Genomic DNA, 24,370 nt, shown 5'->3' on the forward strand with positions numbered 1-24,370 from the left:
AAATTATGGCCTGCGCATGCGGGCTCGCGGTGTTCGCCGTGTCGGCGACCAGTCATCTCCCGAAGCGATCCAGGCCAGGGCTCCGCTGAAGAGACTCAGCATGAGCGTGAAATACTGAACCTGGACGACATTATCCTCCAGTTCGCTCGGCAGCCACGGATATACGCCAAGGGTATAGTCCACCAAATCATTGAGAATCGCCCAGCCGAGCGCTGCCGGGATCATGCGGCGGCAGCCGAATTTACCGGCGTAGAGCAGCGCCTCCAGCGCCATTCCCGCATGGGAGAAGATCAACATCCCGTCTTTCAGATCCAGCGTTCCTCCCTGATAGCCGCCCGCCAGGATAACCGTGACCGCCCAGACGCCGTATTTGAATGAAGTCACAACCGCCAGCGCTTCCACCAGATTCCGGACGACGGTTCCCCCTACGCTCCGGGGCGGATAGAGCAGAAACAGCAGGGCCAGCGAGAAGAAGAGACTGGCCGTAGGGCTGTCGGGAACAAACGGAAGCACCCAGGCCGGCTGTGTAGAAGCGGTATAGTCCATTTGATTCCCATACCAAATATACCCGTAGACGGTACCCGGAATATTGATCGCCAGCAGGGCCCAGATGACCCATCGGCGGGTTAATCCTTCCTGAATCCAGACTCCAATGCGACGCACAGCTTGTCCTCCTTATAGACCTCAAAAAGCCTGACCGCACGCGATCAGGCCGTTCCCTCCTATTCTACCTTGTTTGGTTTTGGCTCTGCAAGCTGACGCCCGTTCGAGACAAGGACGGCCGCTTCTTCCCGATTGGAAAGAGCGGCCGTCCCCGTTCTTGATGGTTGCTGTATGGTGTCCTGCTTATGCAAGGCTCTTCAACTCTTCGGTCAGATGGCGGAATGCGTTCTCGTCTCCGGCAGCCAGCGCCGTGTCGATCTCCCGGTACAAGATGTCGCAGCGGCGCTTGCGAAGCGCCTCGTCCCAGACCATTTCCGCTGCCAGCCCCAACATCACTTCATAGGTTGCTTTCATTTTGTCCATTCGATACACCTCCGCTGTGTAAGAGAGTTCCGTATTCTTGGGCTTTCTGTATATAGCTCTCGCAGGTGCGCTTCATCCGGAGCAAATCCTGCTCGGTCAGCTCCCGTACGACCTTGGCCGGCGTTCCGAGAGAGAGCGTATAAGGAGGAAGAATACTGTTCTCGGTGACCACCGACCCGGCTCCTATTAAAGCATATTCACCGATCTGCGCCCCGTTCAGTACAATTGCTCCCATTCCGACTAATGTGCCGCTGCCTATCCGGCAGCCATGTATAATAGCTCCGTGTCCCACTGTGATGTCGTCTTCCAGTATCAGAGGGTGTTCGCTTGCTACATGTCCGATAGCTCCATCCTGGATATTGCAGCGCCGACCAATGAGGACGGGGGCCAGGTCGCCCCGGAGCACGGCATTGAACCAGACGCTGGAGCGCTCGCCGAGCCTCACATCGCCGATCAGCTTGGCTCCTTCCGCCACATAGACCGATTCATGAAGCTGCGGTATGTAGTTCCCTAACCCGATTCGCAAGTTACCCCTCCTTTGCGCCCGATCGACCGTTCTAACCCGCTGTCACCGCTGCGGCCGCCTCCCGTCCCCGTTCCGTTATCCGGATAACAGGACCGGCAGCGGTATCGCCGGCTCGGATCATTCCCAAATGAAGCATCATCCGCAGAATGCGGTTCTCCAGAATGGATTCCGGAGTATCATAATAGAACGGTTTGATCAGGTAATCGAGATTGTACTGGAGCGCAGGCACTTCAATCCAGTTCTCTGCCGCCGCGGTGCTGATCCAATAAACCAGAGAAGGAAGATTGGGTACTGCGCCTTTATAAAGTCTTAACCAAAACGAGAAAAGGTTTAACAGCGATTCCGATTTTCCTTCTTCCAGCCGTTCGGCCCCGGCGGACGTAAGCTCCAGCCGGCCGCCTTCTTCCGCCGTCCATCGGAGGTGCCTGGCATAGTCGGCCAGCAGCGCAAGCCTTGGCGGATAGTGCTCGCAGGCCCGGCCGTAGCCGAACCGCCAGCCTCCCTTGGCGAGCAGAGGCTCCTGGATATGCAGGGCGCTCATCAGGAGCTGCTGGTACCGTCTGTGCATGCCGCCGTCCAGACTGATCTCGGGCCGGTACTCTCCGATAAAACGCAGCAGCGCTTCAAGATCCGCCGCCGCCAGATTCCCCTCATCCCGGTAAGCTTCCGGTTCTTCCGCTCCGCCGACAGACTCCTGCAGAAGACGCCCCATGGTGAGCCGGGCCCGCTTCTTCAAATCCCGGGGCACCTGGTACAGGTAACGGGACTGTGCGGAAATACCACTGTACAGCCAGCCTCCGTTCTTGAACCGGGCGATTCTCTCCCGTGGATTTCCCTTCCCTTCTTCGTCGAAGGCCGCCCGGGCGGCGGCCGCCAGCAGATCTTCCGGGGTGAGGAAGGGACGGTCATCGAACAACAGGTCATTCAGGAACCGGAGATCGGCGCGGGAACTTTCCCGAATGAGAGATTCCAGCACTTGATTGCTGCCAAGCGCCACCAGCAGTGACTGGATCAGTTCATGCTTGGAATGGGTCTGACTCGGACACCGGTACCGGTTCGCCATCTCATGGAGCTGACCGATATCCGCGTAACTGAGCATTTCCGCCAGATTCATCGCATCATCGCCTCGCCGTTTTAATACCATTATGGGAAATGAAGCTTTTTTTATTCCATTGCTGGCAAAAAAAAATAACCCGCTGACGGGTTATCGTTGGCGGGTTATCGCTGGTTCTGCAAAATATGGCGGGTGCAATTATAGAGCAGCGGATTCCATGCCGCTTCCTTTTTCTCCAGTATAGTCAGGGACAGGTTGCCGATGCGCTCCCGGTATTGGTTCTTATAGAGCGCGATATATAGCTGCGCCAGCAAGCCGCCGTGGGTAATGACAAGCAGATTCTGCTCCGGATGCCTGGAAGAGATTTCTTCCATAAAAGCAAGCGCGCGGGCCTGCAAAGGCTCATCTTTCTCCTGGCCCAGGTCCAGTTGATCCCAGGCTGTTCCCCACTTCGCTTCGCGCTCCTCGGCGGTTAATCCTTCGATCTGACCGTAATAGCGTTCGCGCAACCGTTCATCGGGCTCCAGAAGAGGAATGCCAAGCTTCCCGGCAATGATCCGGCCTGTCTCCTCGGCCCGGCTGAGCGGGCTGGTGATGCAGGCATCCCAGCGGTAAGGCTCTTCCAGAAGCCGATCGGCGAGCAGTTGTGCCTGTCTGCGGCCTTCGTCGTTAAGGGGTATGTCACTTTGTCCCTGTATTCTTCCCACGGCGTTCCAATCGGTCAGACCGTGACGAATCAATCCGATTAACATCAAATGACATCCACCTTTCATTGTTTTTATTACTTTACCATAGGCAGCCTGCATTTGTCCCGCCGTCCAGAAGAAAGAGCCTCTGCCCGGCGAAGCGGACACAAGGCTCTTATTGTCTGCGGTAGCGATTGAGACGAAGCAGCGAGAAGACGGACAGCGCGATGCCGAGCATCGACAGCAGCATCCAATATTCCGGATGGGTCGGGTCCATGTTCACAACGAGCGGTTCGAATATTCCGCTCTGGCTGGACGCTACCGGCTGCGCCAGATCCCAGCCCGCCGATCCTGCGACTCCGGTCGGCATCATGCCGCTGGAAGCGGCGGAGGGCTCCGCGCTGTGCTGGAAGAAGACGAAGTAGAGAACACTGCTCAGGAACACGGCCAAGAAGCAGGAGATCCAGAGCATAAGACGCCGGCGAAACGGCACCGACGTCCCTGCGCTCTTGCCGTCCCCCGGAAGAAGCCAAGGGTTCTCCAGATAAATACGTTCCATAACCCGGGCGTTGATAGCCTCGGCGCGTTCATCGCTGACCGCATCCTGCAGGGATTGCGCCAGAAAGCTGCCTTCCTGAAGCAACGCCCATTCCGCCTGACAACCGGCGCAGTCCGACAGATGACGTTCCAGCTGTCTGCGTTCGGGGTCCTGGGGATTGACATCGATCAGAAGCGGCATCCGTTCCTGCGCTTCCCTGCAATTCATTGGCTGTTCATCCTCTCGGTGTGCTCATCATATAGAGGTTCATAAAAGTAAGATTCCAATTGAAGCTTCACGCTGCTTCTCGCGCGGAACAGCAGCGATTTGACGGAACTGACGCTCTGTTCCAGAACCAGGGCGATTTCCTGGTAATCCATCTGGTCGTACTCGCGCAAAATAAGCGCGGAGCGCTGTTTCTCGGGCAAATTATTAATGGCCTGGCGCACCAGATTCATTCGTTCGCTTCGCAGCACCGCTTGTTCAGGGGCCACATCCGCAGGCGCCACAGGCGTGTAGCCGCTCTCCTCAAGAGAGACATTGCCAGCCCGCTGCTTGCGCAGCTCGCTCAGAACCGTATTGCGGGCAATCGTATACAGCCAGGTTGAGAACGAGGCATCGACTTCCCGGAAGGAATGAAGGCTTCTGAACGCTTTGTAAAACGTTTCGGAACAAAGGTCCTCTGCGGCGTGCTCCAACTGCGAACTCTTAAGCATATGATAGACAAAAGCCAGAATTTTACGCTGGTAGCGGCGCATCAGCTCCGAATAGAGCTCCGTATCGCCTTGTTTGATCTGCTGAATTAACTGGGAATCCGTCATGGTGGGTGAGTCCTCCTCGCCATAGCACGTCGTTCCCCGCCGTATGTATCAATAGGTACCGGCCGGGAGTCAAAAAGTTGCGGTCTCTCCAAAATAAATTAACCATTCTGCTCGCACAATCACTATGTATATTCACAACTTCGGCTGTTCAGTCAATGGGTATGGGGAGTCGATCTTTCTCTCTATTCTCTAAAAATACTAATTCAGTGTATCACACTTCGGTCTGTTGTGACAAAAACAGACTTGTAACCTTATTCCATTTAATAGAAACCGGTTCCTTGTCGACACGAAAGCGCCATCTTTAGATGCCCGGGACTAATTTTCCGCAGCCTCCCTCGCAAAGTAAGCATTTTCAAAAAAGGGGTTGACAGAATGTAAACGTATACATATAATAAAAGTACAGTATGGTTTCTCTCCACTCCTATCCAATACTACTGCTCCAGTGAGCAGAGGCCGCTTCTTGTAAGCGGTCTTTTTTTTGTTCGCTGACCTCGGTGCAGACTTGTCCGGGCTCCGTCCCAATGTCCCCGCCCCAATGTCCCGATCCGCAGCAAGGCGGCCGGGAGAATCCCGGCCGCCTCTATCCATGAATGTGGTATTCAGACATATACCGTATAATCCTGATGCTGAAGCAGTTCTCTCGCCCGCTCCCAGTCCTTCTCCTGCCGGAAAGACAGCCTCAGGATGCCAGGCACATCCTCGCGGCTCTCGATTATCTGCATGTTGCTGAGGTTGATGCCCCGGTCTCCGAGTTCGGTAGCGATCCGGCCGATGATGCCAGGATGGTCCGGCACATCAATATGCAGATCGAACAACGGAGTAATGATTCCTTTGCGCCGCTCGGGAAGTCTTCCCCGGAAGTCTCCCGCCTCGGCGAAGGCGCGCTGAATACCGTCTCCGTCCGACGTCTCCAGAAGCCCCATGAACCGTTCAATCCCCCGGTTCCAATCCTGAAGCAGCTCCAGCATCACGCTGCGGTTGCTCAGCAGAATATCCCGCCAGATTACCGGATCGCTGGAAGCAATGCGCGTAATGTCACGGAAGCCGCCTGCCGCCAGCGTGCTGTAGAGCGAATCCTCATCGTCGTAATCGTGAATCTGCTTCACCAGCGCCACGGCAATCACATGCGGAAGATGGCTGATCGCTCCGACAATCTCGTCGTGGCGCTCGGGGTCCATTCTTACAATATGCGCGCGGGTGTGCTGAAGCAGGCTGTGAAGCGCCAGATAGGCGTCTTCGGAAGCCCCCGGCTGAGGGGTAAGGACGTAGTAGGCGTTCTCGAACAGCAGACTCGAAGCCGCCTCAACGCCAGAACGCTCGGAACCGGCCATCGGATGGCCGCCGATGAACGTCGCGCCGCCCAGATCCAGCGCTTTGGCACAGTGTGCGATGCCTGCCTTCGTGCTACCGACATCGGTTATAATGCAGCCGTCCTTCAGCGGCAGCTCGCTGAGCCGGTGAAGGTACTCTTCCAACTTGCCCACCGGCACGCAGAGGAAGATGAAGTCGGCTCCCAGCGCCGCCTCCTCGAAAGACAGCGTTGCGCTGTCGACGACGCCTCTGCTCACATATCTGGCCGCGGATTCCGGCCGGTGCGCATGGCCGACCACCGTCATTCCGTCTCTTCCCTTGAAGCACAGCGCCAGAGAGCCGCCGATCAGGCCGACGCCAAAAATCGCAATTTTGGTCATGTCTTTCGTACAACCCTTCCCCATTAAGTTTCCGCAGCGCAGGCTTTACGGTTCGATCTTCTTCAAGCCTGCACGCTCTCCTCCTGCAGCACCGCTTCCAGCTCCCGGATAAAGACGCGGTTCTGCTCCGCGGACCCTACCGTCACCCGCACCCAGGTCGGATATAATCCGAAGCCGGCTCTTACAATGACTCCTCTGCGCATCAGCTGCTGAAAGACGTCCACAGCCGGCTTGCGCACATCGACCATGATGAAGTTGCCGTGAGCCGGGTAATAATCCAGGCCCAGCCGGTCGAACTCTCCCTGAAGCTGAACGATTCCCCGGGCATTCCGGTCCCGGCATTCTTCCACATACGCCTGATCGTTCAGCGCCGCCCGTGCGGCTGCCTGAGCCAGCGCCGTTGTGTTGAACGGCTCGCGCACCTGATTGATGAGCTGGATCACACCCGGCGAAGCCACTCCGTATCCGATGCGCAGCGCGGCGAGGCCGTAAATCTTCGAGAAAGTCCGGAGCACCGCCAGATTGCGGTACCGGGGCAGAAGGGCAATGCCGTCCGGATAATCGGAATCGGTCACATATTCATAATAGGCTTCGTCCAGGACTACGAGCACGGAGGATGGAACGGCGTCTAGGAACGACTCCAGCGCCGTACGGGAGACAATCGTTCCGGTCGGATTATTCGGATTGCAGATCCAGATGACCTTCGTCTTCTCCGTCACGGCCGCCAGCATGGAATCCAGATCATGGGTCCCGTTCTTGAGAGGCACCTCAATGCTGACCGCTCCTTCAATGTCGGCATTGCTCTTGTAGACCGAGAAGGTCTGATCCGCCATGATGGTCTCGTCGCCCGGCAGGAAGAAAGCTCTGGCAATCAGCGCTATGATTTCGTCCGATCCGCAGCCGAACAGAATCTGATCATTCTCGACGCCCAGACGTCCGGCAAGCTCGGAGGTCAGTTCAACGGCAGAGCCGTCCGGATACAGGCTGATCTCATCCAGGACGCCCAGAATGGCCGCTTTGGCGCTGGGGGCCGGTCCGTACGGATTCTCGTTGGAAGCCAGCTTGATGACCTCGCTCAGTCCGAATTCCTTTTGCACTTCACCGATGGGCTTGCCCGGCTTATACACCGGCAGGTTGACGATATGCGGTTTCGGCTTCATCGATCTTCCTCCACTATTCAAATATCCCCCTCTGTACGAGGGGAGCTGCATGCAAGTCGGCTCACGCCTTAGGTTTTAATTGTGCCACAAAATCATGGATTTGCAACAGACCCTCAGCAAGGGTCTGCGGATTCTCCAGCAGCGGAATCGCTTCTTCGACCTTGCGCACGATGGCGCTGCCGACCACTACTCCGTCGCAGATCCGGGAGAAGCGCTCCACCTGCTCGGCTGTCGAAATGCCGAATCCGACCGCAACGGGCAGATCGGTAGCTTCCCTCACCGAATGGATGAACCGGTCCACATCCGAATGAAACGAGGCACGCTCGCCCGTAACGCCCAGGGAAGAGACGCAGTAGACGAACCCGCTTGCTCCGTCCACAATTCGGGCGATCCGCTCATCCGAGGTTGGCGCAACCAGCGGAATCAGACTGATGCCCGCTTCCGAGCTGCGGCGGCGCATATCGGCCGATTCTTCGACCGGAAGATCCGGGATAATCAGCCCGCTGATCTCATGGTTCGTTAATTCTGCAAAAAAGGCATCCAGGCCCATCTGCAGCACCGGATTGTAATAGGTGAACAGAATGAACGGCAGTTCGCTGCCGTTCTCTCTGGCCTGCCGGGCCGTCTCCATGCAGACGCGGAGATTGACCCGGCCCCGGAGCGCCCGGGAAGACGCCCGCTGGATCACGGGACCGTCTGCCAGCGGGTCGGAATAGGGAACGCCGAGTTCCAGAACATCGGCGCCGGCCGATTCGAGTTCCCGGATAATCTCCAGAGTCGCGGCAATATCGGGGTCTCCAACGGTGAGAAACGGAATCAGCGCCGTGCGCCCTTCCCGCTTCAGCCGAGCGAAGGCCTCGTCGATCCGGTTGGTCGTTTGTGCAGTCACAGCGATCCCTCTCCTTCCGTATAAGCCATAATCGACTCCACGTCCTTGTCGCCCCGCCCGGAGAGACAGATCACGACGACATCCTCACTGGACAGTTCGGGCGCGATCTTGGCTACATGGGCGATGGCATGGGCGGATTCCAGAGCGGGAATAATCCCTTCCGTTACGCAGAGCAGCTTCAGCGCATCCAGCGCTTCCTTGTCGGTAATCGGAACGTACTGCGCGCGCTTGATATCCTTCAGGTAAGAATGCTCCGGACCGACGCCCGGATAATCCAGACCCGCCGAGATGGAATGAGCCTCCTGCACCTGTCCGTACTCGTCCTGGAGCAGATAGCTCATCGAGCCTTGGAATACGCCCTTCGTGCCTCTGCTCATCGTGGCGGCATGATACGGCGTATCAATGCCTCGGCCTGCCGCTTCCACGCCGATCATGCCTACCCCTTCATCTTCGACAAAAGGATAGAACATCCCGATCGCGTTGCTGCCGCCGCCGACGGCGGCGACAAGCAAATCCGGCAGGCGGCCTTCCGCCTCCAGAATCTGCCGCCGCGTCTCATCTCCAATGACGCGCTGGAAATTGCGGACCATCATCGGGTACGGATGAGGTCCCACCACGGAGCCGAGCACGTAGAAGGTATCATCGACATGGCTGACCCAGTAGCGGAGCGCTTCATTGCCTGCATCCTTCAGCGTCCGGCTGCCGGAGGTCACCGGAACCACTTCGGCTCCGAGCATCTTCATCCGGAAGACATTAAGCTGCTGGCGGCGCGTATCCTCTTCGCCCATGAAGACCTTGCACTCCAGGCCGAGCAGGGCGGCAACCGTTGCCGTGGCCACGCCGTGCTGGCCGGCACCCGTCTCGGCAATGACCTTCTTCTTGCCCATCATCTTCGCCAGGATGCCCTGTCCGATCGCGTTGTTGATCTTGTGCGCGCCGGTGTGGTTCAGATCCTCGCGCTTCAGATAGATCCGGGGTCCGCCCAGCGTCTCGGTGAGCCGCTCCGCATAGTAGAGCGGCGTCTCCCGTCCTGAATACTGCTTCAGCAGATAGTCCACCTGACGCCCGAACTCCGGGTCGGCGCTGAACTTGCGGTAGGCCTCCTCCAGTTCAATCAGCGCGTTCATTAAGGTCTCGGGTACAAAACGGCCCCCGAATGAGCCGAAGCGGCCCTGCTGGTCCGGTACTTGCTGGTTCATTAACCTTTCACCCTTTCGACAAAAGCCTTCATCTTGGCGATATCCTTCGCCCCTTCAGTCTCCACTCCGCTGGAGACATCCACTCCGTATGGCATGTACGTTCCGATCAGCTCCCGGATGTTGCCGGGATGGAGTCCTCCGGCAACGAAGAGCGGCAGGCCCAGCTCCTCGGCCCGTTGCCGGTAAGCCGGAATCCGCTCCCAGGCAAAGGTCTTGCCCGATCCGCCCCGCCGGGCCGGATCGAAGGTATCCAGCAGCACGGCATCGACAGCTCCGGCGTAAGGGTCCAGATCCTCAGGTCCGTGTCCGGGGGCGCTGCCTGCATTCCGTGCCTCTTCCTCGCCGCCGATGGACAACGCCTTCCACACCTGAATACCCGGATGGCGCCGTCTCGTCTCCCGGCAGTATTCCGGGCTCTCTTCGCCGTGCAGCTGGACGACGGCCAGCGGCACCTCGGCCAGAATCCGGTCTAGTTCCTCCGGGCCCGGATTCACGAATACACCGGCAGCCAGAGGAGGCTCCCCGTTCCGCCAGTTCTTCAGCTCGGCGGCCAGCTCTGCCGCCTGTCCGGCCGTTACCCTGCGGCGGCTCGGCGCGAACACGAGTCCGATATAGTCGATCTCTAAATCTACCATAGATTTTAGCACTTCAACGTCCTGAAGTCCACAAATTTTCACTTTTGTCCCGCACCCGGCCATTTCTTCACCCTCGCCCTTTGCCGGCCGGAAGTCGGCCAAGCAGGCCATGTACCGCTTCCTCTACGTCATCGCGGCGCATGAAATACTCGCCCACCAGCACGCCGACCGCTCCGGCTGAAGCCAGATAAGCAATGTCTTCCGGTCCTGCAATCCCGCTCTCGCTGATGACCGGCACGCCGGGAACCGCAAGGGCGGCCAGTTCCTCCGTCACTGCCAGCGACGTCTCGAAGGTATGCAGATTCCGGTTGTTGATGCCAAGCAGGGCGCCTTGAAGCTCAAATGCTCCGGTGGAAGCCACAGCCTCCAATTCCGCCCGGCTGTGCACTTCAATCAGCACATCCAGCCCGAGAGAAGCCGCTTTGTCGGCCAATTCCCGAAGCACGGAAGGCTCCAGGATCGCTGCAATCAGCAGCACTGCGTCCGCTCCCAGCAGACGGGCTTCAACAATCTGCCGCTCGTCGATGATGAAATCTTTGCGCAGCAGCGGTAGATCCACGGCTGCGCGAATCTGCCGCAGGTAATCCCCGCTTCCCTGAAAGTACGATTCATCGGTCAGCACGGACAGACAATCGGCGCCTGCCGCCGCATAGGCTTCGGCGATTCGGACCGGATTGAAATCCGGCCGTATCAGCCCCTTGGACGGCGAAGCTTTCTTGACTTCCGCGATCAGCCCCATGGACCGGTTCCGGCCCTCGGTCAATCTGCGCCGGAACCCGCGGGTCGGGGCCATCGCCAAGATGGCGCGCTCCGCCTCAAGCCGGTTAAAAGATCGCTCCAGGAGCGCGACTTCCTGTTTTTTGGTGGCGACAATTTTATCCAGATACATATTGAAGCTCCTTTGTGAGGGCTGTAAGCTGCTCCAGCTTGCGAAGCGCCGCACCCGAATCGATCGTTTCGGCAGCCGTCCGGACCCCTTCCGCATGGCTGTCGGCCAGTCCTGCCACGTAGATGCATGCTCCCGCATTGGCCAGCACAATGTCCCGGTACGGGGTGAGGACGCCTTCCAGCACAGAGCGGATAATCGCCGCATTCTCGGCAGCATCTCCTCCAAGAACATCCTGCAGCCGGTGCTCCTGAAGCCCCAGGTCTGCCGGCCGGATCTCATAGGTTCTGATCTCGCCGTCCCGAAGCTCGGAGACCCGGGTTGGCCCCGAGATGCTGATCTCGTCCAGACCCTCCAGGCTGCTGACGACCATCGCCCGTCTCGAACCCAGCTCTCTCAGGACCGCTGCCACCGTCTCCGTCTTCTCGCGGTCATAAATGCCGAGAAGCTGCCGGTCGGCTCCCGCCGGATTGGTCAGCGGGCCAAGCATATTGAAGACCGTCCGGAAGCCCAGCTCCCGCCGCGGAGCGGCGGCATGCTTCATCGACGGATGATAAATCTGGGCGAAGAGGAAGCAGATCCCGATGCTGTCGAGACAGCGGCGGGCCTGCTCCGCATTCAGATGAATGCCGACGCCGAGCGCCTCCAGCACATCGGCGCTGCCGACGCGGCCGGAAGCCGAGCGGTTGCCGTGCTTGGCGACCCGCACACCGGCCGCCGCCGAGATCAGGGCGGAGACCGTCGAGATATTGAACTTATGGATGCCCGACCCGCCGGTGCCGCAGGTATCGAGCAGTCTTCGGTTCTCGGTGGAGACCCGGCTGCCGAATCCGCGCATCGCTTCTGCGAAGCCGGTAATTTCCTCGACCGTCTCTCCCTTTATTCGTAGAGCCGTCAGCATCGACCCGATCTGGGCCGCAGTCGCTTCACCCTCCATGATCGCGCCCATAAGCGCGCGCGCTTCGCCGCGCTCCAGATTCCGTCCCTGAAGCAGGCTGCTGATTCCTTCCTGCATAAGCTGCTGGGCATTTGCACTCATTCTCATCTTCTCCTTCCTCCGCTTCCTCCCCGGGTCAACGCACCCGGTACAAGTAATCCTGATTCAGTATGCCGCTCTCCTGACTGCGTCTCGGGAACATGGCCTCCGCGATGCGGATGGCCTTCAGCATTCCTGCCGCTTTGTTGACGGTCTCTTCATACTCCTTCTCCGGCACCGAATCCCAGACAATGCCGGCTCCCGCCTGAACATAAGCGCGGCCTCCGCGGAAAATGATCGTCCGGATGGTAATGCAGGAATCCATATTGCCGGAGAAGCCCAGATATCCGATCGCTCCGGCGTAGGCGCCGCGCGCCTCTTTCTCCAGCTCCGCAACAATCTCCATCGCCCGCAGTTTCGGAGCGCCGGAGACGGTGCCGGCCGGCAGGCAGGACAGAAAGGCGTCGAAGAAATCTTTGCCTTCGGCCAGCGTGCCGGAGACATTCGATACCATATGCATCACATGGGAGTACTTCTCGATCTCCATGAAGGAATCACATTTTACCGTTCCAAAAGCCGATACCCTGCCCAGATCGTTGCGGCCCAGATCGACCAGCATGAGATGCTCCGCCCGCTCTTTCTCATCCTCAAGCAGTTCGGCGGCGAGTTCCCGGTCTTCCGCTTCGCTCTTGCCCCGGGGACGGGTTCCGGCAATCGGCCGGGTCTCCACCCGGTCGCCGTCTACTTTGACGAGCGCTTCCGGAGAGGTGCCGACGATGATGTCCTCATCCATTTTCAAATAGTACATATAGGGGGACGGGTTGACGGTGCGCAGCACCCGGTAGACCTGAAGGGGCGAAGCTTCGGTGTCGATATGGAAGCGCTGGGACAGGACCACCTGGAAGATATCGCCCGCCCGGATATACACCTTGGCTTGTTCCACATTGGCAATGAACTGCTCCTTCGTCAGGTTGGACTCAATCCGGCCCAGCTCCGTCTCCTGCGGAATGCTGCGGGTGTTGAGGTTCTCCTTCGGTCCTTCCCGGTGAAGCTCCTCCGCCGTCTCATCCAGCTTGCGCACCAGCGCTTCATAGTTGGTCCGGATATTCTCGTCGGTATCGCCGTCCTTCACATGCAGATTGCCGACCAGCAGAATCTGCTGCTTCACATGATCGAAGACGATGATGCGGTCGCAGAACATGAACCGGATGTCGTCCATTTGCAGATCGTCCTTGGCGTGCGCCGGAAGCTTCTCGTAATACTGAAGCAGATCGTAGCCGAAGAATCCGATCGCTCCGCCTGTGAAGGGCGGCATTTCCGGCAATTTCGGAGAGCGGTAGGAGCGCAGCAGCGTCTTCAGCTCCTCGACGGGCTTGCCTGTGAGCGTTCGCTGCTGGCCGCCGAGCTCGACGTGAACTTCGCCTTTCTTCCCGGTAATCAGAAGGAACGGATCGCTGCCGATGAACGAATAACGCGCCCATTGGACCCCGCCCTCCACACTTTCAAGTAAAAACGCCCGGTCGCGCTCTGCGTAGCGCTGAAACAGCCGGATCGGCGTCTCCATATCGGCCAGCAGGCGTTTGACGACCGGAATCAGATTGTACTGCCGTGCCAGGGACAGGACTTGCTCTACCTTGGGACTCGTCATTTCGCTCGTTCCTCCTTCTTCTGACTATACAAAAAAGACTATACAAAAAACCTCTGCCCATAGGACAGAGGTGGTTGGCATTCGCATAGGACCATGCAGAGGATGCGCAGGTGCCGCGGCCGTTCTCCCGCCATCTTCCTTCCGTCAGCCACCGGTCCCTGTGGACCCGTGCGCCAATCGGCGGTCAATGAAGGGCTACGCCCGGCGGATTCCGGTTCTTACCCGGTGTCCCGCATCCTTCCATATGTACTTCGCTCTGCTCTGCTCAACTTCGCTCAACTCTGCTCTACTCGGCTAAGACCACTATACTCGATAACGCCTTACTTTGACAACCCGGAATCAGGATTATTCCTCGGCCAGGTCCGGCCGCAGGCGCTGCGCTTCGCCCAGATAGACATGACGGATCTCACGCTGGCTCTTGTCCGTGTTCACCTGTACGAGCAGCCGGATGCAGCGCGGCAGACTGCCCTGCACCGGAATCTCGACGGCGCACATCAGCGGAACGAGCTCCCAGCCCTCCAGCCGGCGCACCGCCTGCGCCGGGAAGGTGGCGTCCAGATCCTGGGTCATGGTGATCCAGACGCAGCTTACATCCTCCGGCTTGAAGCCGTTGCGTTCCACAATCTCGCGCAGCAGGATTGCCGTCTCCTGAAGAATCTCCTGTTCATCGTTGCGGCTGACCGTTGCCGCGCCGCGTATGCCCCGGTTCACCATGGGCTGTCCCCCTTCTTCAATTGGCCGATCACTTCTCGTACCGCACTCTCTTCGATGCCTTCCACGATGCTCACCGAGCCGATCGACTCCGGAAGGATAAAGGTGACTTTGCCCTGCTTGAATTTCTTGTCGTGCATCATCGCCTCGATCAGTTCATCTTCGCTGTACCGGTCCGGCAGCACAGTCGGCAGCCCGAAGGCCTTCAGCACACGGATCGTATCGGTGTAGATCGCCCGGTCCCGGCCCAGCTTGACCGCAAGGAGAGCCGAGCCGGCCATCCCGATCGAAATGGCTTCCCCGTGAAGAAACGTTCCGTAGCCGCCGACCGCCTCGATCGCATGACCCAGCGTATGCCCGAGATTTAAGATCGCCCGGATTCCGAATTCCCGTTCGTCCTGGGTGACAACGCCTACCTTGATCGCGCAGCTATGTTCCAGCGCCTCTCCGATAAGATCCGGCCGGAGGGCCACCAGTCCCTCCGCATGTTCTTCCAGCCAGGCGACGAATTCCGGATCGATCATGAGTCCCTGCTTCACCACTTCGGCCAGTCCGGACAGAATCTGGCGTTTGGGCAACGTCTTCAGCGCGTCCAGGTCGTAGACGACCATCTTCGGCTGATGGAAGGCGCCGATCATATTCTTCGCCAGCGGATGATTGATCGCCACCTTGCCGCCGACGCTGCTGTCGTGGGCAAGAACCGTTGTGGGAAGCTGCACGAATGCAATGCCTCTCATATACGAAGCGGCCACAAATCCCGCCAGATCGCCGACCACGCCTCCGCCAAGAGCCAGCACGGCAGAGCTGCGGTCCAGTCCGCCGGTAATGGCGGTCGTCATAATCGCTTCAAAGTTCTCCAGCGATTTGGACGCCTCTCCGGACGGAATGGTGTGAATCACAGTCCGAAACCCTTCGTCCGCCAGCGAGGAAGCTACACGGTCCAGATACAGCGGACCTACCTCGCTGTCCGTTACTATAAGAAGCGGACTCTGGAGCGGGAATCCGGCCTCCCGGCAGAGCCGGCCGACCTCCGGCAGAAGGCCCGGCCCGATATGGATCGGATAAGAGCGATCCCCCAGATCTACCTTCAACGTCCTCATCGCTTAGTACCTCTCCAGTTGGGCCTGGTAAGCCTCGACATTGGCCCGGATCTCTTCCATCGAATCGCCGCCGAATTTGTCGAGGAGCGCTTTGGCGATCTCCCAGGCCACCACGCTCTCCAGCACGACGCAGGCTGCCGGCACGGCGCAGGCGTCGGAGCGTTCCACCTGGGCGGAGAACGGTTCCTTCGTGTCGATATCCACGCTGCGCAGCGGCTTGTAGAGCGTCGGAATCGGCTTCATGACTCCCCGCACTACAACCGGCATTCCGTTGGTCATGCCGCCTTCGAAGCCTCCGAGCCGGTTGCTGGCCCGGTAGTAGCCGCGCTCCGGATCGTACAGAATCTCGTCGTGGACCTGCGAGCCCCGAAGCTTGCCCGCTTCAAAGCCGATGCCGATCTCGACGCCCTTGAAGGCATTGATCGACACGACGGCTCCGGCAATGGCGGCATCCAGCTTCCGGTCGGCCTGCACATGGCTGCCGAGTCCGATTGGAACGCCTTCCACGATGCATTCGACAATTCCTCCGACCGAGTCTCCTTCTTCCTTGATCCGGTCTATGTACGCTTCCATCTTCTTCTCCGTTTCGGCATCGACCACCCGGACCGAAGAGCGTTCCGTCTGTTCGATCAGCTCGTCTGCGCTCAGATCATTCGCCGGGGCTTCGATTTCCCCGATGCGGATGACCTGTCCTGCGATCTTGATTCCAAACTGCTCCAGTAACTGCCGCGCCACCGCTCCGACCGCCACCCGGGCTGCCGTCTCCCGCGCGCTGGAACGCTCCAGCACGTTGCGAAGATCGGTCAGATTATATTTCAAGCCGCCGTTCAGATCGGCATGTCCCGGACGCGGGCGGTGCACCCGCCGCTTCTCTTCGTCGCTGCCCGGGATCGGCTCAATGTTCATAATATTCTTCCAGTGCGTCCAGTCCTTATTCTCTACCACGAGCGCAACCGGCGCTCCTGTGGTATAGCCGTGGCGAACACCGCCCACAATCTGGGCCGCATCCTTCTCGATCTGCATCCGCCGCCCGCGGCCGTAGCCCTTCTGACGGCGCTCCAATTGGTGATTCAGCCGCTCAAAATCAAGCTGCAGGTTGCTCGGCAGCCCCTCGATAATCGCCGTCAACTGAGGGCCGTGCGTTTCCCCCGCGGTCAAATAACGTAAACTCATGCAGCGTTCCCCCCATACTTTCAGACTGTAAACCACTAAAATCTTAATGTCTTTGCTCATTATAGTATAGGGGATTCCCGTTTGACAAGAAGCAACGGCCAGTGCAAATAACCTCGTTCATCAAAAGGGACCCCCCGGTTATGGAGCGCCCAAGAGGGTCCGAACGCCCTCGTACAGCCCCTTGGGTTCAAGCACCGGCCAGCTCTTGCAGCGCTTCCGATACGGAAGCCGTGTCGCACCGGCTCACACAGCCGTATACCCAGTTCCGGCGCTCCGGCGCTTCCCGGACGGCAACCGGTTTCTGCGCGATTTGGGACAGCTAGTTTTATATAAAAATTAATATTTTTAAAAAAAATGGATTTACATTTTATGTCAATCTAGTATACTCGGTTTTACAAAGAGTCCCGTTCCTAATAAATTTGATGCTTATATTCAAGAAGCTATTCATGACGAGTTAACGCTGACTTTTAATCAAGATGGAGACTTGGTATCTGCCGAGCGCTCAAAGCGAGGAGACACACCGAGTGAAGATCAAAGTACTACAACAGATAGAGATGAGTCCTATGGATATGTTGATTACAAATTTCATTTAAGCTCGTTCATCACTTACCACGACCACAGGAGGAATGAGGTTTGAGAACCCGTCTAACCCCGCTCATTATCGGATCGATTTGTCTGGCCAGTCTTGTTCTATGTCGTACTTCTTTATCCGCCCCAACTGCATCTGCGAATTCCGCCGCGTCCCCGGCTTCAGCGATCTTATCTTCGGCATTAAGTGACAATGGCAGCCAGGTCTATCCCGTGGATAACCGCTCTGTTCTCGTTCGGGTCGATAACCGCATAGACGCGGCCAAAGACCGTCTGGTTCTGGTCGATCTCCAAGACGGAACGCTTATTAAGGATTTAAGCAGCAACCAAGATATTCTGGATGTTCACACGCTCTCACACCCGAACAAGCTCATTGTGATCAGTAGGTCCTCTTCCGGCAAAATCATTAAATTGGTATACAATGACCAGGGAACCCAACTCCGTTCATTTCAATACCCCATATCCGTTGATTCCAGTGCTGAAGCGAAATGGGCGGCGCCCTACGGCAAAGTAAATGAACGTCTAATGATTCGAACGGGCAGCAAGTTCTCCTTGTATGAACCGGCCAGCAAGTCGGCTTTAGCAATCTGGAATGCCTCATTGGATGACAATTCCGGATATGAATTCTTGCAAATCGACGATTGGGATTTTGCGGCTTACCCCTACCTTGCCATTAAATATTACTTACAGGGAATCATGTCAGATTCCTATGAGGTCCAGACTGTTAACTTGTATTCCCGGTCCGCCGCAGTGCTCAATCGGCCTTCCTACAACACCCGGCTGCAAATCGTAGACCGCAACAAGCTGGAGCTGTGGAGTTCCTACACTTACTCGGATACGCCTTCGGGGAATTCGCCGGTACCTAAACCAGCGGAGCGGCAGGCCTTTCATTCGCTTTATCTTTTGAATTCCGGACAGTTTCTGCGGCAAGATACTCATCTATTTAACCAGACGCCGGGGCGGACCTCGGGGTGGAAGACGCAGCTGTCCGGCGCATACGTATGCGTACAGGACTTGGGCACAGGGGGCTGGAGTCTGTATAACCGCACTTCCGGCGTTCCCATCGCTCTGAATCAGAGCGGGTTGCCAAGCCCCTGGCTGTTTCTAAGCTATGATCCCGATGCACGCGCGGCTTACTTTCTGTTCTCTTCCCAAGAGAGTAGTAATCCCCCCTCCGTAAAAAAAGTCCTTCTTCCTTAAGCTGCCGTCCTTGCAGCTCCTCACCCGCTATAATCCGGGCCGGTTCCCTGGCCCCCTGTCTGTCGCACACACCCCAAGCGGCACAGTTGCAACTGTGCCGCTGCTCTTGTCGTATCGCCCGAACCTGCGGTGCGGATGGCTTCAGCTTCCGCCGACAGGAGGACCGGGGTGCGGCCCTGGGTGCCGCCCTTCCTCCTGGAGGAGCAGACGGTCCAACTGCGTGTTCTCTACGCCGAGAATCTGTCCGCATTCTTTCCGCGTAATCAGCCCGCGGCGGTACGCGTGTATGACTTGATCTTTATCCATTGGGAATCGACCTTTCATTGGGCTTAGAGGGCATGGAGCTGCGGCTTCTAATTTCAGTATGACTGCGGGAGACGCTTCGTATACCCGAAGCCAGGCAAAAGGACGCAGCACAAAGCCGGGTCCTTTGCGGAACCCGGCCGGGAGATACAGCTTATTTTTTACGGTAAAAGAACGTTTCGGTCGACTCGAATCCGTACTGGGAGGGGGTGAAGATCTGCTCCGTGCTGCCCACGAACAGATAGCCTCCCGGCCGCAGGGCGGCGGAGAACTTGTGATAGAGCTTGGCCTTCGCTTCCTCGGTGAAGTAGATCATTACATTGCGGCAGATAATCAGGTCAAAGCCGGTGTCGAACGTATCCAGCAGCAGGTTCTGCTTGCGGAAGTCAATGCCTGGCTTCAAGGACTCGTCCACCTTGTACATAACGCCTTCAGGCTTGAAGTAACGTTCAGCGACCTCTTTTGGCACATCCTTGAGCGAGCGCTCCAGATACATCCCCTGCTTGGCCTTGGCCAGCGCGCCGTCGTCGATGTCCGTCGCCAGAACGCTGGAAGCCGCAAGCAGCTTCTTGTCCGCCAGAATCATGGCCAGCGTATAGGGCTCTTCGCCGGTCGAGCAGGCCGCGCTCCACAGCTTCAGCTTCCGGGAACTCTTCGTCAGCTCCGGCAGTATGGTATCCCGCAGCACCTCCCACCGGTTCGGGTTGCGCCAGAATTCGGAGACGTTGATCGTCATCCGGTCCAGAAACTCATAGAATAAATCCTTGTCCTTCATCATCGCGGCAAAAAAGTCGGCAAACGTGTGAAAGCCGTTCTTCTGCCGCAGTGTGGTCAGACGCCGCTTCATCTGGGCTTCTTTGTACTGGGAAAGGTCGATTCCGGTGCTCTTGTTCACATTGTGAATGAAACCGAGGTAATCGGGATCGGGAGTCGAAGTTTCGCGTTCAGACATCATGTCAGTTCCTGCCTTCCGCCTGTCCCTACATCCAGGCCGATATGGTCTTGTCGTACGTGTTGATCTCTTCGGGCGTGAAGAAGTTGGCAATCTCGCGCGCCGCGCTCTCCGGCGAATCCGAACCGTGGATCAGGTTCAGCGGCGTATGGCTGGCAAAGTCTCCGCGGATGGTTCCCGGCAGCGCTTCGCCCACTTTGGTCTTGCCGATCAGCAGCCGGGACAGAGCAATGACATCGTCGCCCTCCCAGACCATCGCGAACACGGGACCGGACGTAATGAACGATACCAATTCTCCGAAAAAGTCCTTCCCTTCATGCTCGGCGTAATGCCGCTTGGCCTGCTCTTCGGTTACGGTAATCAGCTTGGCCGCCGCCAGCTTGAAGCCCTTGTCTTCCAGCCGGGCCACAATGCGCCCGATCAGACCGCGCTGCACGCCGTCAGGCTTGATCATCAGATACGTTCTCTCCATTGGCTCACACTCCGTATTTGGCTTTGTGTTCGTCATGTAGCATATCTTACCAGAATCAGCCCCCGCTGTTAACGGGGAATTTGCACGAAATCAGTATGCCCGGCCGGTGACAAAATGAGCGATGTCGCGCAGATTGCGCTTCGTCCGGTTATTGGGGAGCTGATCGAGCGCGGCCAGCGCCTTGTCGACATACCGGGAAGCCAGTTCTTCGGCCCGCTTGATGCCGTCGCCGGTAAGAATCAGATCAATGGCCCGGCCGGTACCCGACCGGCTCTCGCGAATGCGCCCAATCTCGCCGAGCAATTCTTCGCGCAGCCGCTCGTCTTCCAGTGCGTAAATAACTGGAAGCGTAATATTGCCCTGCCGCATGTCACTTCCCGGCGGCTTGCCGATCTGCTTCTCCGTTCCGGAGAGATCGAGCAGGTCGTCGCGGATCTGGAAGGCCATCCCGACGTTGTAGCCGTAGCTGTACAGCAGCCGGACCGCCTCTTCGTCGGCTTCCGCAGCGAGTGCGCCGAGCTGACAGCTGATGGCGATAAGGAGCGCCGTCTTGCGCCGGATCCGCCGCAGATAATGGCGGACGGTCTGTTCGCAGTTGAAGAAGTCGCGGATCTGCTCCATCTCGCCGATGGACATCTCAACCATCGCTTTGGACAGGATGCGGTGAATCCGCGGGTTCGGCAGCCCAGCCGTCAGAGCCAGCGCCTTGGCGTAGATATAGTCGCCGGTGTACATCGCGATTTTGTCGCCCCATTTGGCTTTGACGGTCGGTTCGCCCCGGCGGGTATCGGCGTCGTCGATGACGTCGTCGTGCACAAGCGAAGCGCTGTGGATCAGTTCAAGCGGAATGGCCACCCGGCTCAGCTTGTCCAGATCGTACTCGCCGAATTTCCCGCCCATGAGGACGAAGACCGGACGAAGCCGTTTGCCGCCCGCTTTCAGCAGATGGAGCGAGGTTTCGGTCAGCAGTTCTCCTCCGCCTTCGACGCTGCGGTAGAGCTGTTTCTCCAGAAGGTCCATGTCCTTGTTTAAATACCCGAATAGCTGGAATCGTTTCATTCTTTCACCCGTGTCAACAGATTGTCGCGCCAAAGCTCCATCTTCACCCGCTTCGGCAGCAGCCCGAGCTCGTGAGCATAGCGGAAATAGAGATTCAGGCCTTCCTGCTGCCTTTCCCCGAAATCATAACATAAATGGCGGAAATAGCTGTACCAGTAGTCCGCAACGCCTCCGACGGCGGCGCAGGCCGCCTGCACGACCCCGGACAGGTCCTCCAGATTGCGGCGCTTGCTCGTCCTGAAGGCGTCCGAAACCGCAGCAAGCCGCTCCGGCCGCGAGGCGGCTGCGCTGCGCGAGACGGCCCATACGGCAAACGTCATGCTGCAACCTGTGAAATCCTTCCACAGTTGGCCGAGGTCGGTGACGGTATATCCGCTCCGGTCCCAATCGGCCCGGATGGCATGATCGCCGATCAGCAGACAGGCATCCGCCGAAGCCATCATCGCCGTCAGATCCGGTTCAGCCGTTCTGTACGCCGGCGAGCGGCCCAGCGCGTAATGCATCAGAATCTTAAGCAGATTGACCGACGTCGCCGAGGTCCGGGTTACGGCGACGGTATTCAGCGGCGCTGATTCAAGCGGTCCGCGGGTAAACAGCAGTATCGAACCGACCGGCCCCTCGGCGCTGACGGATAAATCCGGCAGCAGCAGCAGCCGGTCGCTCGCTTCGGCATAGGCGAAGGAGGACAGGGCTCCGATATGGATCGTGCCTTCCTGCATTCCGCGGTTCAGCTCCGAAGGCACCTCGCTTAGCATCCGCGCCGGAAATCCGAGCGACGCGCAGTCGAATCCGTGGTATACCGGCCAAGAGTTGGTATAACTGATTTTGCCGATTACGGTTGTCTCTTGTCCAGTCATTCCCCGCTCCCCCATCTCCGGAACAGCGTATGGTCGATCCGCAGACTGTCCAGCACTTTGCCGACCATAAAGTTCACCAGATCATCAAGGGTCTGGGGGCCGAAATAAAAGGCGGGCATGGCCGGAATCAGGGTTACGCCGAGCCGGGAGAGCTTCAGCATATTCTCCAGATGAACGGCGTGCAGCGGCGTCTCTCTCGGCACAAGCACGAGACGGCGTCCTTCCTTCATCATGACATCTGCGGCCCGGGTCATCAGGTTGTCGGAGGTTCCGTTCGCCACGGCCGACAGCGTGCCCATCGAGCAGGGCATAACAATCATGCCTTCGACCCGGAACGAGCCGCTCGCAATGGAAGCGCCGATGTCGCTCACGGGGTGATACAACAGAGAACCGGGACCGGCCCCGAACTTGTCGTTCAGCAGGCCCTCCCGGTCGGTGACATTCCAGCCCAGTTCCTCTTTGATCACGCGCCATCCGGCGTTGCTGACCACCAGATGCACCGTCATCCCGAGCCGGAGCAGCGTCTCGGTCAGCCGCACGCCGTATATGGCGCCGCTGGCTCCGGTTATACCAACCACATAGCTTGCGGAAGAAGGAGTACTCATCGGTATGTCTGCACCACCAGATCAATCAGAGTAAAGGAGAACACGACGATGCTGAGCACGCCGTTCATCGTGAAGAAAGCCGTCTGAAGCCGGCTCAGATCGCTCGGCGATACGATATGATGCTCATAGAACAGAATCAGATAAGCGATGACCATCCCGGCTACATAGAACCAGCTCAGATCGGCCAGGAAGAGCAGCGAAATGAATCCGATTCCGGTCAGGATGTGAAACGCCGCCGCGATCCGAAGCGCTCCCGCAACGCCGAAGCGAACCGGAATCGAATACAGTCCTTCCCGGCGGTCGAAATCTACGTCCTGGCAGGCATAGATCACATCAAAGCCGGCGGTCCAGAACACAATGGTAATGTACAGCACCATCGCCGTCAGATCCACATGTCCGGTAACGGCGACCCACCCGCCCAGCGGAGCAAGCGCAATGGTCAGGCCCAGAATCAGGTGGCAGGCCCAGGTGAACCGCTTGGTGAACGAATAGAACACCAGCAGGAAGACTGCGATCGGCAGCAATTTCGCCGACAGCGAATTCAGCTTGAAGGCTGCCCAGAACAGCAGAAAGAAGGAGACCGCGACGAAGACGATCACCTCTCCCACCTTCAGCAATCCGGCAGGAATAGCTCTTCCCGCCGTGCGCGGATTCTTCGCGTCGCTGATCCGGTCAATCAGCCGGTTCAGGCCCATCGCTGCGCTTCGGGCGCCGAACATGGCAATGACAATCCAGCCGATCTCGGGCCAGCTTGGCAGCTTGTCCGAAATCACCATGGAGCCCAGCAGGGCGCCCATAAAGGCGAACGGCAGGGCAAACACGGTATGCTCGAACTTAATCATTTGCATAAATACGCCGATTTTCTTAAACATTCGGATTCTCCTTGACGCCAAGATGTAATGCCGCGATGCCTCCGGTCAAGGGGAAGGATTCCACCGCCGTCAGTCCGCACTCCCGGAATATGCCTTCAAGCTGCTTGCGGTCCGGGAACATGGCCAGAGATTCCGGCAGCCATTTATACTGCTCGTAGCTCTTGGCGAACAGCTTGCCCATCAGGGGCAAAATTCGGCGGAAATAGAAATAATAAATGCCTTTGAACGGCTGGGCCGTCGGCTTGGACAGCTCCAGGCATACCACCATGCCGCCCGGTTTCACAACACGTTTCATTTCGGCAAGCACCTGCTTCGGATCAGGCACATTCCGGAGCCCGAAGCCGATGGTCGCGTAGTCGAAGGAATTGTCTCCAAAAGGAAGGCTCATCGCATTGCCCTGCACGAGCGAAATCTGTTTATCCATTCCGCGCTCGGCAATTTTGCGCCGCCCGACGGCGAGCATGCTCTCGCTGAAGTCGAGACCGACAATGCTGCCGGTTCGGCTGGCATCGGCCAGCGATATGCTCCAGTCGCAGGTGCCGCAGCACAGATCCGCCGCCGTATCGCCTTCCCGCATCGCCATCTTCTTCATGGCAAAGCGGCGCCAGGCTTTATGCCGGCGGAAGCTGAGAAGATCGTTCATCGTATCGTATTTGCCGGCTATCTTCTCAAACACGGAATGAACATACTGCTCTTTGGGCTTCATTTCTTCCTCGCCGGCTGTTGTCATCTTGTTCATGAAT

Annotated in this window: 27 protein-coding genes; 1 reads left to right on the top strand and 26 read right to left on the bottom strand. The window is 58.1% G+C overall.

Annotated features, from left to right (window positions below):
• Positions 1-3 precede the first annotated feature (3 nt).
• From RBI05_RS03170 to aroC, 18 genes are all read right to left on the bottom strand, one after another.
• A complete protein-coding gene (locus tag RBI05_RS03170) occupies positions 4-663 on the bottom strand; it encodes a DUF1405 domain-containing protein (RefSeq protein ID WP_310550101.1) in 660 nt (219 codons plus the stop codon).
• 183 nt (positions 664-846) lie between these two features.
• Positions 847-1,026 carry an IDEAL domain-containing protein gene (locus RBI05_RS03175; protein ID WP_150457088.1) on the bottom strand — a complete coding sequence of 60 codons (180 nt, stop codon included), beginning with the start codon at positions 1,024-1,026 and terminating at the stop codon, positions 847-849.
• Positions 1,001-1,552, bottom strand: coding sequence for a gamma carbonic anhydrase family protein (locus RBI05_RS03180; protein ID WP_310550102.1), 552 nt, complete (start codon positions 1,550-1,552; stop codon positions 1,001-1,003). The genes RBI05_RS03175 and RBI05_RS03180 overlap by 26 nt, the downstream gene beginning before the upstream one ends.
• Before the next feature lie 31 nt (positions 1,553-1,583).
• A complete protein-coding gene (locus RBI05_RS03185; protein WP_310550103.1) occupies positions 1,584-2,666 on the bottom strand; it encodes a hypothetical protein in 1,083 nt (360 codons plus the stop codon).
• A gap of 104 nt (positions 2,667-2,770) precedes the next feature.
• On the bottom strand, positions 2,771-3,358 hold the full coding sequence (locus RBI05_RS03190; RefSeq protein WP_310550104.1) for a histidine phosphatase family protein: 588 nt from the start codon (positions 3,356-3,358) through the stop codon (positions 2,771-2,773).
• Positions 3,359-3,467: 109 nt separating this feature from the next.
• A complete protein-coding gene (locus RBI05_RS03195) occupies positions 3,468-4,058 on the bottom strand; it encodes an anti-sigma factor (RefSeq protein WP_150457084.1) in 591 nt (196 codons plus the stop codon).
• Positions 4,055-4,651, bottom strand: a complete 597-nt coding sequence (locus RBI05_RS03200; RefSeq protein WP_150457083.1) for an RNA polymerase sigma factor — start codon at positions 4,649-4,651, stop codon at positions 4,055-4,057. The genes RBI05_RS03195 and RBI05_RS03200 overlap by 4 nt, the downstream gene beginning before the upstream one ends.
• Before the next feature lie 599 nt (positions 4,652-5,250).
• Positions 5,251-6,342 carry a prephenate dehydrogenase gene (locus tag RBI05_RS03205; RefSeq protein ID WP_150457082.1) on the bottom strand — a complete coding sequence of 364 codons (1,092 nt, stop codon included), beginning with the start codon at positions 6,340-6,342 and terminating at the stop codon, positions 5,251-5,253.
• 62 nt (positions 6,343-6,404) lie between these two features.
• Positions 6,405-7,502: a histidinol-phosphate transaminase gene (gene hisC, locus RBI05_RS03210; RefSeq protein WP_310550105.1), complete on the bottom strand. Its 1,098-nt coding sequence runs from the start codon at positions 7,500-7,502 to the stop codon at positions 6,405-6,407.
• A 61-nt stretch (positions 7,503-7,563) separates the two neighbouring features.
• The gene (gene trpA / locus RBI05_RS03215; protein ID WP_150457080.1) at positions 7,564-8,391 is read right to left on the bottom strand and encodes a tryptophan synthase subunit alpha; all 828 of its coding nucleotides are present in this window, start codon (positions 8,389-8,391) and stop codon (positions 7,564-7,566) included.
• On the bottom strand, positions 8,388-9,590 hold the full coding sequence (trpB, locus tag RBI05_RS03220; RefSeq protein WP_150457079.1) for a tryptophan synthase subunit beta: 1,203 nt from the start codon (positions 9,588-9,590) through the stop codon (positions 8,388-8,390). The genes trpA and trpB overlap by 4 nt, the downstream gene beginning before the upstream one ends.
• Positions 9,590-10,288, bottom strand: a complete 699-nt coding sequence (locus RBI05_RS03225; RefSeq protein ID WP_310550294.1) for a phosphoribosylanthranilate isomerase — start codon at positions 10,286-10,288, stop codon at positions 9,590-9,592. Before RBI05_RS03225 ends, trpB begins: the two co-directional genes overlap by 1 nt.
• Before the next feature lie 4 nt (positions 10,289-10,292).
• The gene (trpC, locus tag RBI05_RS03230) at positions 10,293-11,114 is read right to left on the bottom strand and encodes an indole-3-glycerol phosphate synthase TrpC (RefSeq protein ID WP_310550106.1); all 822 of its coding nucleotides are present in this window, start codon (positions 11,112-11,114) and stop codon (positions 10,293-10,295) included.
• On the bottom strand, positions 11,101-12,150 hold the full coding sequence (gene trpD, locus RBI05_RS03235; protein WP_310550107.1) for an anthranilate phosphoribosyltransferase: 1,050 nt from the start codon (positions 12,148-12,150) through the stop codon (positions 11,101-11,103). Before trpD ends, trpC begins: the two co-directional genes overlap by 14 nt.
• A gap of 34 nt (positions 12,151-12,184) precedes the next feature.
• Positions 12,185-13,735 (bottom strand): anthranilate synthase component I, encoded by a 1,551-nt coding sequence (gene trpE / locus RBI05_RS03240; protein WP_310550108.1) that lies wholly within the window; start codon positions 13,733-13,735, stop codon positions 12,185-12,187.
• 345 nt (positions 13,736-14,080) lie between these two features.
• A complete protein-coding gene (gene aroH / locus RBI05_RS03245) occupies positions 14,081-14,449 on the bottom strand; it encodes a chorismate mutase (protein WP_150457074.1) in 369 nt (122 codons plus the stop codon).
• Entirely contained in the window at positions 14,443-15,546 is a 1,104-nt protein-coding gene (gene aroB, locus RBI05_RS03250) for a 3-dehydroquinate synthase (RefSeq protein ID WP_310550109.1), read from the bottom strand. The genes aroH and aroB overlap by 7 nt, the downstream gene beginning before the upstream one ends.
• Positions 15,547-15,549: 3 nt before the next feature.
• Positions 15,550-16,719, bottom strand: coding sequence for a chorismate synthase (gene aroC / locus RBI05_RS03255; RefSeq protein ID WP_310550110.1), 1,170 nt, complete (start codon positions 16,717-16,719; stop codon positions 15,550-15,552).
• Between the two features lie 633 nt (positions 16,720-17,352).
• Here aroC and RBI05_RS03260 point away from each other — a divergent pair.
• Positions 17,353-18,507, top strand: coding sequence for a hypothetical protein (locus RBI05_RS03260; RefSeq protein ID WP_310550111.1), 1,155 nt, complete (start codon positions 17,353-17,355; stop codon positions 18,505-18,507).
• Between the two features lie 141 nt (positions 18,508-18,648).
• Here RBI05_RS03260 and RBI05_RS03265 read toward each other — a convergent pair whose 3' ends face one another.
• The 8 genes from RBI05_RS03265 to RBI05_RS03300 form a co-directional block, all read right to left on the bottom strand.
• Positions 18,649-18,813, bottom strand: a complete 165-nt coding sequence (locus RBI05_RS03265; RefSeq protein ID WP_191089476.1) for a hypothetical protein — start codon at positions 18,811-18,813, stop codon at positions 18,649-18,651.
• A gap of 151 nt (positions 18,814-18,964) precedes the next feature.
• On the bottom strand, positions 18,965-19,762 hold the full coding sequence (locus RBI05_RS03270) for a CheR family methyltransferase (RefSeq protein WP_150457443.1): 798 nt from the start codon (positions 19,760-19,762) through the stop codon (positions 18,965-18,967).
• A 28-nt stretch (positions 19,763-19,790) separates the two neighbouring features.
• On the bottom strand, positions 19,791-20,234 hold the full coding sequence (gene ndk / locus RBI05_RS03275; protein ID WP_310550112.1) for a nucleoside-diphosphate kinase: 444 nt from the start codon (positions 20,232-20,234) through the stop codon (positions 19,791-19,793).
• A gap of 90 nt (positions 20,235-20,324) precedes the next feature.
• Entirely contained in the window at positions 20,325-21,293 is a 969-nt protein-coding gene (locus tag RBI05_RS03280) for a polyprenyl synthetase family protein (RefSeq protein WP_310550113.1), read from the bottom strand.
• Entirely contained in the window at positions 21,290-22,150 is an 861-nt protein-coding gene (locus tag RBI05_RS03285) for a menaquinone biosynthetic enzyme MqnA/MqnD family protein (RefSeq protein WP_310550114.1), read from the bottom strand. The genes RBI05_RS03280 and RBI05_RS03285 overlap by 4 nt, the downstream gene beginning before the upstream one ends.
• Positions 22,147-22,755, bottom strand: a complete 609-nt coding sequence (locus RBI05_RS03290; protein WP_150457067.1) for a UbiX family flavin prenyltransferase — start codon at positions 22,753-22,755, stop codon at positions 22,147-22,149. The genes RBI05_RS03285 and RBI05_RS03290 overlap by 4 nt, the downstream gene beginning before the upstream one ends.
• Positions 22,752-23,627 carry a UbiA-like polyprenyltransferase gene (locus tag RBI05_RS03295; protein WP_150457066.1) on the bottom strand — a complete coding sequence of 292 codons (876 nt, stop codon included), beginning with the start codon at positions 23,625-23,627 and terminating at the stop codon, positions 22,752-22,754. The genes RBI05_RS03290 and RBI05_RS03295 overlap by 4 nt, the downstream gene beginning before the upstream one ends.
• A complete protein-coding gene (locus RBI05_RS03300; RefSeq protein WP_150457442.1) occupies positions 23,620-24,357 on the bottom strand; it encodes a demethylmenaquinone methyltransferase in 738 nt (245 codons plus the stop codon). The genes RBI05_RS03295 and RBI05_RS03300 overlap by 8 nt, the downstream gene beginning before the upstream one ends.
• Positions 24,358-24,370 lie beyond the last annotated feature (13 nt).

Origin of the sequence: Paenibacillus glufosinatiresistens, from assembly GCF_031470375.1 — a bacterium.
Lineage (GTDB): Bacteria > Bacillota > Bacilli > Paenibacillales > Paenibacillaceae > Paenibacillus_AQ > Paenibacillus_AQ glufosinatiresistens.

Coding starts and splice junctions, on each gene's coding strand:
- trpB (WP_150457079.1), bottom strand. CDS start 9,590: ATGAACCAGCAAGTACCGGACCAGCAGGGCCGCTTCGGCTCATTCGGG.
- trpD (WP_310550107.1), bottom strand. CDS start 12,150: ATGAGTGCAAATGCCCAGCAGCTTATGCAGGAAGGAATCAGCAGCCTG.
- RBI05_RS03175 (WP_150457088.1), bottom strand. CDS start 1,026: ATGGACAAAATGAAAGCAACCTATGAAGTGATGTTGGGGCTGGCAGCG.
- RBI05_RS03285 (WP_310550114.1), bottom strand. CDS start 22,150: ATGACTGGACAAGAGACAACCGTAATCGGCAAAATCAGTTATACCAAC.
- RBI05_RS03280 (WP_310550113.1), bottom strand. CDS start 21,293: ATGAAACGATTCCAGCTATTCGGGTATTTAAACAAGGACATGGACCTT.
- RBI05_RS03290 (WP_150457067.1), bottom strand. CDS start 22,755: ATGAGTACTCCTTCTTCCGCAAGCTATGTGGTTGGTATAACCGGAGCC.
- RBI05_RS03200 (WP_150457083.1), bottom strand. CDS start 4,651: ATGACGGATTCCCAGTTAATTCAGCAGATCAAACAAGGCGATACGGAG.
- RBI05_RS03185 (WP_310550103.1), bottom strand. CDS start 2,666: ATGAATCTGGCGGAAATGCTCAGTTACGCGGATATCGGTCAGCTCCAT.
- RBI05_RS03190 (WP_310550104.1), bottom strand. CDS start 3,358: ATGTTAATCGGATTGATTCGTCACGGTCTGACCGATTGGAACGCCGTG.
- RBI05_RS03195 (WP_150457084.1), bottom strand. CDS start 4,058: ATGAATTGCAGGGAAGCGCAGGAACGGATGCCGCTTCTGATCGATGTC.
- hisC (WP_310550105.1), bottom strand. CDS start 7,502: ATGAAGCCGAAACCGCATATCGTCAACCTGCCGGTGTATAAGCCGGGC.
- RBI05_RS03265 (WP_191089476.1), bottom strand. CDS start 18,813: ATGGATAAAGATCAAGTCATACACGCGTACCGCCGCGGGCTGATTACG.
- RBI05_RS03205 (WP_150457082.1), bottom strand. CDS start 6,342: ATGACCAAAATTGCGATTTTTGGCGTCGGCCTGATCGGCGGCTCTCTG.
- RBI05_RS03270 (WP_150457443.1), bottom strand. CDS start 19,762: ATGTCTGAACGCGAAACTTCGACTCCCGATCCCGATTACCTCGGTTTC.
- RBI05_RS03300 (WP_150457442.1), bottom strand. CDS start 24,357: ATGACAACAGCCGGCGAGGAAGAAATGAAGCCCAAAGAGCAGTATGTT.
- trpC (WP_310550106.1), bottom strand. CDS start 11,114: ATGTATCTGGATAAAATTGTCGCCACCAAAAAACAGGAAGTCGCGCTC.
- aroC (WP_310550110.1), bottom strand. CDS start 16,719: ATGAGTTTACGTTATTTGACCGCGGGGGAAACGCACGGCCCTCAGTTG.
- ndk (WP_310550112.1), bottom strand. CDS start 20,234: ATGGAGAGAACGTATCTGATGATCAAGCCTGACGGCGTGCAGCGCGGT.
- RBI05_RS03225 (WP_310550294.1), bottom strand. CDS start 10,288: ATGGCCGGGTGCGGGACAAAAGTGAAAATTTGTGGACTTCAGGACGTT.
- RBI05_RS03295 (WP_150457066.1), bottom strand. CDS start 23,627: ATGTTTAAGAAAATCGGCGTATTTATGCAAATGATTAAGTTCGAGCAT.
- trpE (WP_310550108.1), bottom strand. CDS start 13,735: ATGACGAGTCCCAAGGTAGAGCAAGTCCTGTCCCTGGCACGGCAGTAC.
- aroB (WP_310550109.1), bottom strand. CDS start 15,546: ATGAGGACGTTGAAGGTAGATCTGGGGGATCGCTCTTATCCGATCCAT.
- aroH (WP_150457074.1), bottom strand. CDS start 14,449: ATGGTGAACCGGGGCATACGCGGCGCGGCAACGGTCAGCCGCAACGAT.